This is a genomic window from Micromonospora sp. NPDC049089 (assembly GCF_040648775.1).
Classification (GTDB): Bacteria; Actinomycetota; Actinomycetes; order Mycobacteriales; family Micromonosporaceae; genus Micromonospora.
The window spans coordinates 24,534-31,375 of the sequence record NZ_JBEZEH010000061.1; the positions used below are offsets into that span (position 1 = coordinate 24,534).

Below are 6,842 nucleotides of genomic sequence, written 5' to 3' on the forward strand. Positions count from 1 at the left end.
GCGTGCAGCGGCGGTGGGGAAGAATGGCCGGGTGACTACCCCCCGCGACCTTGTTCTGCTCGGGTCCACCGGCTCGATCGGCACCCAGGCCATCGACATCGTCCGGCGCAACCCGGACCGGTTCCGGGTGGTCGCCGTGGGTGCCGGCGGCGGCAACGTCGAGCTGCTCGCCACGCAGGCCCTCGAACTGGGCGTCGAGGCGGTCGGGGTGGCGAAGGCGTCCGCCGCGCAGGATCTGCAACTCGCGTTCTACGCGGAGGCGAGCCGGCGTGGGTGGGCCACCGGTGATTTCAAGCTTCCCAAGATCGTGGCCGGGCCGGACGCCATGACCGAGCTGGCCCAGTGGCAGTGCGACATCGTGCTCAACGGGGTGGTCGGCTCGCTGGGCCTCGCTCCTACGCTGGCCGCGCTGCGCGGTGGTCGTACCCTCGCGCTTGCCAACAAGGAGTCGCTCGTGGCCGGCGGCCCGCTGGTCAAGGCCGCGGTGACGCGGCCGGGGCAGATCGTGCCGGTCGACTCGGAGCACTCGGCGCTGGCCCAGTGCCTGCGCTCCGGAACGCGGGGTGAGGTGCGGCGGCTGATCGTCACGGCCAGCGGCGGCCCGTTCCGGGGTCGGCGGCGTGACGAGTTGACGCAGGTCACACCCGAGCAGGCCCTCGCGCACCCGACCTGGAACATGGGGCCGGTCGTCACGATCAACTCGGCCACCATGGTCAACAAGGCCCTTGAGGTGATCGAGGCGCACGAGCTGTTCGACGTGCCCTACGCCGACATCACCGTGATGGTGCACCCGCAGTCGGTGATCCACTCGATGGTCGAGTTCGTCGACGGGTCGACGATCGCCCAGGCGAGCCCACCGGACATGCGGCTGCCGATCGCCCTGGGCATGGGCTGGCCCGACCGGGTCCCCGAGGCGGCCACCGCCGTCGACTGGACGGCCGCGCACACCTGGGAGTTCGCGCCGCTCGACGACGACGCTTTCCCGGCCGTCGCCCTGGCCAAGGCCGCCGGGGAGGCCGGGCGCTGCCGGCCGGCGATCTACAACGCGGCGAACGAGGAGTGCGTGGCCGCGTTCGTGGCGGGCCGGCTGCCGTTCCTCGGCATCGTCGACACCCTCGAACGGGTGTTGGAGGAGGCTCCGGACTTCGACGAACCAGGTACCGTCGAGGACGTGCTCGCGGCCGAGTCGTGGGCGCGCGCGCATGCGCAGGAGATCATCGCGGGTTCGGTGGAAGGAGCTTGATGTCGTACCTGCTCGGGGTGGTCCTCTTCGCCCTGGCCATTCTCATCTCGGTGAGCCTGCACGAGGCGGGTCACCTGCTGACCGCCAAGGCGTTCGGGATGAAGGTCACCAAGTATTTCGTCGGTTTCGGGCCCACCATCTGGTCGTTCCGGCGAGGTGAGACGGAGTACGGCCTCAAGGGCATCCCCCTCGGCGGCTTCTGCAAGATCGTCGGGATGACGCCGCAGGACGACGACGTCGAGCCGGGCGACGAGTCCCGGGTGATGTGGCGCTACCCGGTCTGGAAGCGGACCATCGTGATGGCCGCCGGGTCGATCACCCACTTCGCGCTCGCCCTGGTCACCATCTGGATCCTGGCCGTCTCCGCCGGCCTGCCCAACCCCGACTTCCCGACCACCGACGCGCAGGCCCGCCAGGAGCCCGCCGTCATCCAGCTCAGCCAGTGCGTGGTCCCGGAGAACACGGTGCGCGCCTGCACCTCGGCCGACGCGGCCAGCCCCGCCGCCCAGGCGCAGTTGAAGAACGGCGACCGGATCACCTCGATCAACGGCACCCCGGTCAACTCCTACGGCGACCTGCTCACCACGCTGCGCGGGCTCAAGCCGGGCGACACCGCGCAGATCGCGTACGTCCGCGACGGGCAGCCGGCCACCACCAGCACCGTGCTCGCGCAGACCCAGCGTCCGCCGCTGGACAACCCGACCGGTGCCGCCGCCCCGGTGGCCGCCCTCGGCGTCGGGCTCGTCCCCAGCACGCCCACCCGCGTGACGTACAGCCCGGTCGGGGCCTTCGGCGCCACCGCCGACTTCACCGGCGACCTGGCCGTCGGCACCGCCCAGGCGCTCCAGCGCCTCCCGCAGAAGGTCCCCGCCCTGTGGACCGCCCTCACCGGCGGCGAGCGCGACATCGACACCCCGATCAGCGTGGTCGGCGCCAGCCGACTCGGCGGCGAGGCGGTCGAGAACAACGCCTGGCTGGTCTTCTTCATGCTCTTCGTGTCGCTGAACTTCTTCATCGGCGTGTTCAACCTGCTGCCGCTGCTCCCGGTGGACGGCGGCCACATCGCCATCGCCTGGTTCGAACGGGCCCGATCCTGGGTGTACGCGAAGATCGGCCGGACCGACCCCGGCCGGGTGGACTACCTCAAACTGATGCCCTTCACGTACGCGGTGATCCTGATCGGTGGCGCGTTCACGCTGCTGACCATCGCCGCGGACGTCGTCAACCCCATCACGCTCTTCTCAAGGTGAGTGCCTGAAGTGACAGCTATCAGTCTCGGTATGCCCGCCGTGCCGCCCCCGCCGCTCGCTCCCCGTCGGGCCAGCCGCCAGATCATGGTCGGTTCGGTTCCGGTCGGCGGCGGTGCGCCGGTGTCCGTGCAGTCGATGACCACGACCCTCACCTCCGACATCAACGCGACCCTCCAGCAGATCGCCGAGCTGACCGCGTCCGGCTGCCAGATCGTCAGGGTGGCCGTGCCGTCCCAGGACGACGTCGAGGCGCTGCCGGCGATCGCCAAGAAGTCGCAGATCCCGGTGATCGCCGACATCCACTTCCAGCCCAAGTACGTCTTCGCGGCGATCGACGCCGGCTGCGCGGCTGTCCGGGTCAACCCCGGCAACATCCGGCAGTTCGACGACAAGGTCAAGGAGATCGCCCGTGCCGCGGGGGCGGCGGGGGTGCCGATCCGGATCGGCGTCAACGCCGGCTCGCTGGACAAGAGGCTGCTGAGCAAGTACGGCAAGGCGACCGCCGAGGCGCTCGTCGAGTCGGCGCTGTGGGAGTGCTCGCTGTTCGAGGAGCACGGTTTCCGGGACATCAAGATCTCGGTCAAGCACAACGACCCGGTCGTGATGATCCGGGCGTACCGGCAGCTCGCCGAGCAGTGCGACTACCCGCTGCACCTCGGCGTCACCGAGGCCGGGCCGGCGTTCCAGGGCACCATCAAGTCGGCGGTCGCCTTCGGAGCGCTGCTGGCCGAGGGGATCGGCGACACGATCCGGGTGTCGCTGTCCGCCCCGCCGGTGGAGGAGATCAAGGTCGGCAACCAGATCCTGGAGTCCCTCGGTCTGCGCGAGCGGGGCCTGGAGATCGTCTCGTGCCCGTCCTGCGGGCGGGCCCAAGTGGACGTCTACAAGCTCGCCGAGGAGGTCACCGCCGGCCTGGAAGGGCTGCCGGTGCCGCTGCGGGTCGCCGTCATGGGCTGCGTGGTCAACGGTCCGGGTGAGGCCCGGGAAGCCGACCTCGGCGTCGCCTCCGGCAACGGCAAGGGCCAGATCTTCGTCAAGGGGCAGGTCGTCAAGACGGTGCCCGAGGCCCAGATCGTCGAGACCCTCATCGAAGAGGCGCTGCGGATCGCCGACGAGATGGGCGCCGAGCTTCCCGAGGAGCTGCGAGGGCTGGTCACCGGCCCGACCGTCACCGTGCACTGATTTTCCATGTGGAAACAGCGGCCGTTCCCCGTGCGGGGAACGGCCGCTGTGCGTTTGTGCTGATCGTGCGCTTGTGCGCTGTGGTGCGGCCTGGCGCTGTGGTGCGGCCTGGCGTCACTCGGATTCGGCGAGGATCGCGTACAGCTTGCGCCGGGTCTCGTCGAGCACCTGGGCGGCCCGCTCACGCTGGTCGTCGGTGCCGTTCATCATCACCTGGCGCAGAGCGTTCATCGCCTGTGTGCCGGAGTCGCGGATGTCGTGCCAGCTGCTCACCGTGCCCTGGGCGACGTCCGCCCACGGCGGGGTCTGGGCGGCTTCGGTCGCCTCTGCCTGACCGGCCTCGGTGACGGTGAACCGCTTCCGCCCACCACCGGACTCCTCGGTGCTGGCGACGATCACGCCCTCGTCCTCCAGGAGCTGGAGGGTGGGGTAGATCGAGCCGGGGCTTGGCCGCCACGCACCGCCGGTGCGGGAGTCGATCTCCTGGATCATCTCGTAGCCGTGCATTGGCCGCTCGGTGAGCAGGGCCAACACGGAGGCTCGGACGTTGGGTCGTCGGCCCCGACCCCGACCACGGCCCCGGCCGCCCCAGGGGCCGCCGTGTCCGTGCTCGTGGCCATGACCGTGCGGACCGGGCGGGACCGGCGGGAAGCCGAACCCCCGCATCCGGGCCTCGTGCATCGGGTGGTGCTGTCGGTGGAACCTCATTGGGCTATTCCTTCCCTAGGACTATCGCTGATGCATCAACGATATATCGGCAATGCATCGTAGACAACCCCCGTCTAGCAAACCGTACGTACGTCTTGTTAGGGTGCCGGTCATGCGCCTGCTTCCCCCGCCGGGTCCGGCCCGGGTCCTCACCCTCGGCACTCTGGTCAAGACCGTGGGGCGGGGCCTCTGGCTCGTCGCCAGCGCGCTCTTCCTCACCCGGTCGGTCGGCCTGTCGGCCACACAGGTCGGCATCGGGCTGACCATCTCGGCCCTGGTCGGTGTGTTGGCCAGCGCCCCGAGCGGCTACCTGGCCGACCGCGTCGGCCCACGCGGCGTGCAGGTCGGCGCGCTGTTCGTCGCCGGCACCCTGACCGTCGGCCTGGTCGCCGTCCGGTCGTTCCCCACGTTCGTGCTGGTGGGAGCCGCCACCGCGCTTGCCGACGCGGTCGAGCGAGGTGCCCGCGGCGCGTTGATCGCCGGAGCGATCCCGGCCGACCAGCGGGTCCGCACCCGCGCCTACCTGCGAGCCACCACCAACGTCGGGATCTCCGTCGGCGCCGTCCTCGGCGGCTTCGCCATCGCCGCCGACACCCGGACCGGGTACGTCGCGCTGATCCTGGCCTCGGCGGCGACATCCCTGGCGGCAGCGGTGGTCTTCCTTCAACTACCCGCCGTCGCCCCGGTCGCCGCCCCGACGCACGGCCCTCGGCTGGTCGCCCTGCGGGACCGCCCGTTCCTCGCCTTCACCCTGGTCGACGGGCTGATGTCGATGCACTTCAGCCTGCTCACCATCGCCCTGCCGCTGTGGATCGCCGGCCACACCCGGGCCCCGGCCTGGATGATCTCCGCGTTGACACTGGTCAACACCGTGGTGGTGGTGCTCCTTCAGGTACGCGCCGCGGGCACCGCCGCCACAGTGCCCGGAGCCGCCCGCGCCGCTCGTCGAGCGGGCGTGGCCATCGCCCTGGCCTGCGTACTCTTCGCCGCCAGCGGCGCGCTGCCCACCGCCGGGGCGGTGGGCCTGCTCGGCCTCGGGGCGCTCGCGCACGTCACCGGAGAACTGTGGCACTCCGCCGCCGGCTGGGCGATCTCCTTCGGGCTGGCGCCGGCGGACGCCCAGGGGCAGTACCAGGGGGCGTACGGCATGGGCTACGAACTGGGCAAGATGCTCGCACCGGTAGTGGTGACCACCCTGGCCCTCGGCTGGGGCGTACCCGGCTGGCTCGTACTCGGTGCCCTGTTTCTCCTGCTCGGAGCCCTGGTGCCCCCGGTCGTCCGGTGGGCCGGGCGGACCCGGCCTCGGGTAACCGGTGCCGGCCTTGTCACTCGACCGGCGAAGCGGGGGGCTGATCTGGCAGGCTGATAGCCGTGCTGACGGTGCCGGTACGCCAACTGGGGGAATCGGAGCGCCGCGCGGTCGAGCGACTGCTCGACCATGACCCGTTCGCGGGCGCGCAGGTCGCCGAGCGCATCGCCGCGCGCGGACTCTCGTGGTGGCGGGCCGAGGGCAGAATCCTGGGGTACGGAGCCCGCCGCAACCTCGAATCACTCTGCTGGCTCGGCGGCAACCTCACGCCGGTGCTGGCCAGCGACGCCGCGGTGGCTGCCTTCGCCGACCTGCTCGCGGGCGAGGAGCGGCTCTGCTCCTCCATCGTCGGCCGGGCCGATGCCGTCCTCGGGCTGTGGGACCGCCTCTCCGACACGTGGGGGCCAGCGCGAGACGTTCGCCCAAATCAGCCACTGCTGGTCACCGACACGCTGCCACCCGTACCGGCCGATCCGGAGGTACGCCAGGTTCGCTCCGGCGAGGTCGACCGGCTCTTCCCGGCGGCGGTAGCCATGTACACCGAAGAGGTTGGTGTTTCCCCGCTGGCCGAGGACGGCGGACGCAGCTACCGCCGACGGGTCAACGACCTGGTCCGGACCGGTCGCGCGTACGCCCGCGTCGTGGACGGCAAGGTCGTGTTCAAGGCCGAGTTGGCAGTGGTCACGAAACGGACGGCGCAGATCCAGGGCGTCTGGGTGGCACCGGAGTGGCGAGGCCGGGGGATCGCCACCGCCGCCATGGCAGCCGTGGTCCGCGACGCGCTGCTGCGGGTCGCCCCCACCGTCAGCCTGTACGTGAACGACTTCAACCTCCCGGCCCGCCGCGTCTACGAGCGCTGTGGCTTCCAGCCGATCGGCACCCTGGCCACCGTCCTCTTCTGACCGCTGCGGGTGAGCGTGGTGATGCATCCCCGCAGATCTTGGACACTTTCCGTTCTCGCCTAACGGAAAGTGTCCAAGATCTGCTGAGAGCCACCGAGCAGACGGCGCCAACCGATTCCGACGGCGCGACTGTGCGGCCACCGCCCTGCGCCTACGAGCCTGCTGTTCGAGCTGGTGATTCCGCAGGGCGCGCAGGTCGTCGGCACGTACCAGGCCGACTTCTACGCGGGCACCCCCGCGGTGACCCG

Annotated in this window: 7 protein-coding genes; 6 read left to right on the top strand and 1 reads right to left on the bottom strand. The window is 70.8% G+C overall.

Going from position 1 to position 6,842, the window contains the following annotated elements; genetic code table 11:
* Positions 1-31 precede the first annotated feature (31 nt).
* The 3 genes from dxr to ispG are packed head-to-tail and all read left to right on the top strand — an operon-like array spanning position 32 to position 3,675.
* Complete coding sequence (dxr, locus tag AB0B48_RS13265) at positions 32-1,243, top strand: 1-deoxy-D-xylulose-5-phosphate reductoisomerase (RefSeq protein WP_357200247.1); 1,212 nt, start codon at positions 32-34, stop codon at positions 1,241-1,243.
* Positions 1,243-2,493, top strand: coding sequence for a site-2 protease family protein (locus AB0B48_RS13270; RefSeq protein WP_357200250.1), 1,251 nt, complete (start codon positions 1,243-1,245; stop codon positions 2,491-2,493). The genes dxr and AB0B48_RS13270 overlap by 1 nt, the downstream gene beginning before the upstream one ends.
* 9 nt (positions 2,494-2,502) lie before the next feature.
* Positions 2,503-3,675: a flavodoxin-dependent (E)-4-hydroxy-3-methylbut-2-enyl-diphosphate synthase gene (gene ispG / locus AB0B48_RS13275; RefSeq protein ID WP_112588507.1), complete on the top strand. Its 1,173-nt coding sequence runs from the start codon at positions 2,503-2,505 to the stop codon at positions 3,673-3,675.
* A gap of 114 nt (positions 3,676-3,789) precedes the next feature.
* Here the strand turns inward: ispG and AB0B48_RS13280 are convergent, their stop codons facing one another.
* Positions 3,790-4,383: a PadR family transcriptional regulator gene (locus tag AB0B48_RS13280; protein WP_357200254.1), complete on the bottom strand. Its 594-nt coding sequence runs from the start codon at positions 4,381-4,383 to the stop codon at positions 3,790-3,792.
* A gap of 112 nt (positions 4,384-4,495) precedes the next feature.
* Between AB0B48_RS13280 and AB0B48_RS13285 the strand changes: the two genes are divergently transcribed.
* The 3 genes from AB0B48_RS13285 to AB0B48_RS13295 all read left to right on the top strand — a co-directional run.
* The gene (locus AB0B48_RS13285; protein WP_357200257.1) at positions 4,496-5,749 is read left to right on the top strand and encodes an MFS transporter; all 1,254 of its coding nucleotides are present in this window, start codon (positions 4,496-4,498) and stop codon (positions 5,747-5,749) included.
* Between the two features lie 5 nt (positions 5,750-5,754).
* The gene (locus tag AB0B48_RS13290; protein ID WP_238662330.1) at positions 5,755-6,594 is read left to right on the top strand and encodes a DUF4081 domain-containing GNAT family N-acetyltransferase; all 840 of its coding nucleotides are present in this window, start codon (positions 5,755-5,757) and stop codon (positions 6,592-6,594) included.
* Between the two features lie 159 nt (positions 6,595-6,753).
* On the top strand, positions 6,754-6,842 hold an 89-nt coding region (locus AB0B48_RS13295; RefSeq protein WP_357200263.1), incomplete at its 3' end, for a beta-galactosidase trimerization domain-containing protein.

Coding starts and splice junctions, on each gene's coding strand:
- AB0B48_RS13270 (WP_357200250.1), top strand. CDS start 1,243: ATGTCGTACCTGCTCGGGGTGGTCCTCTTCGCCCTGGCCATTCTCATC.
- AB0B48_RS13280 (WP_357200254.1), bottom strand. CDS start 4,383: ATGAGGTTCCACCGACAGCACCACCCGATGCACGAGGCCCGGATGCGG.
- AB0B48_RS13285 (WP_357200257.1), top strand. CDS start 4,496: ATGCGCCTGCTTCCCCCGCCGGGTCCGGCCCGGGTCCTCACCCTCGGC.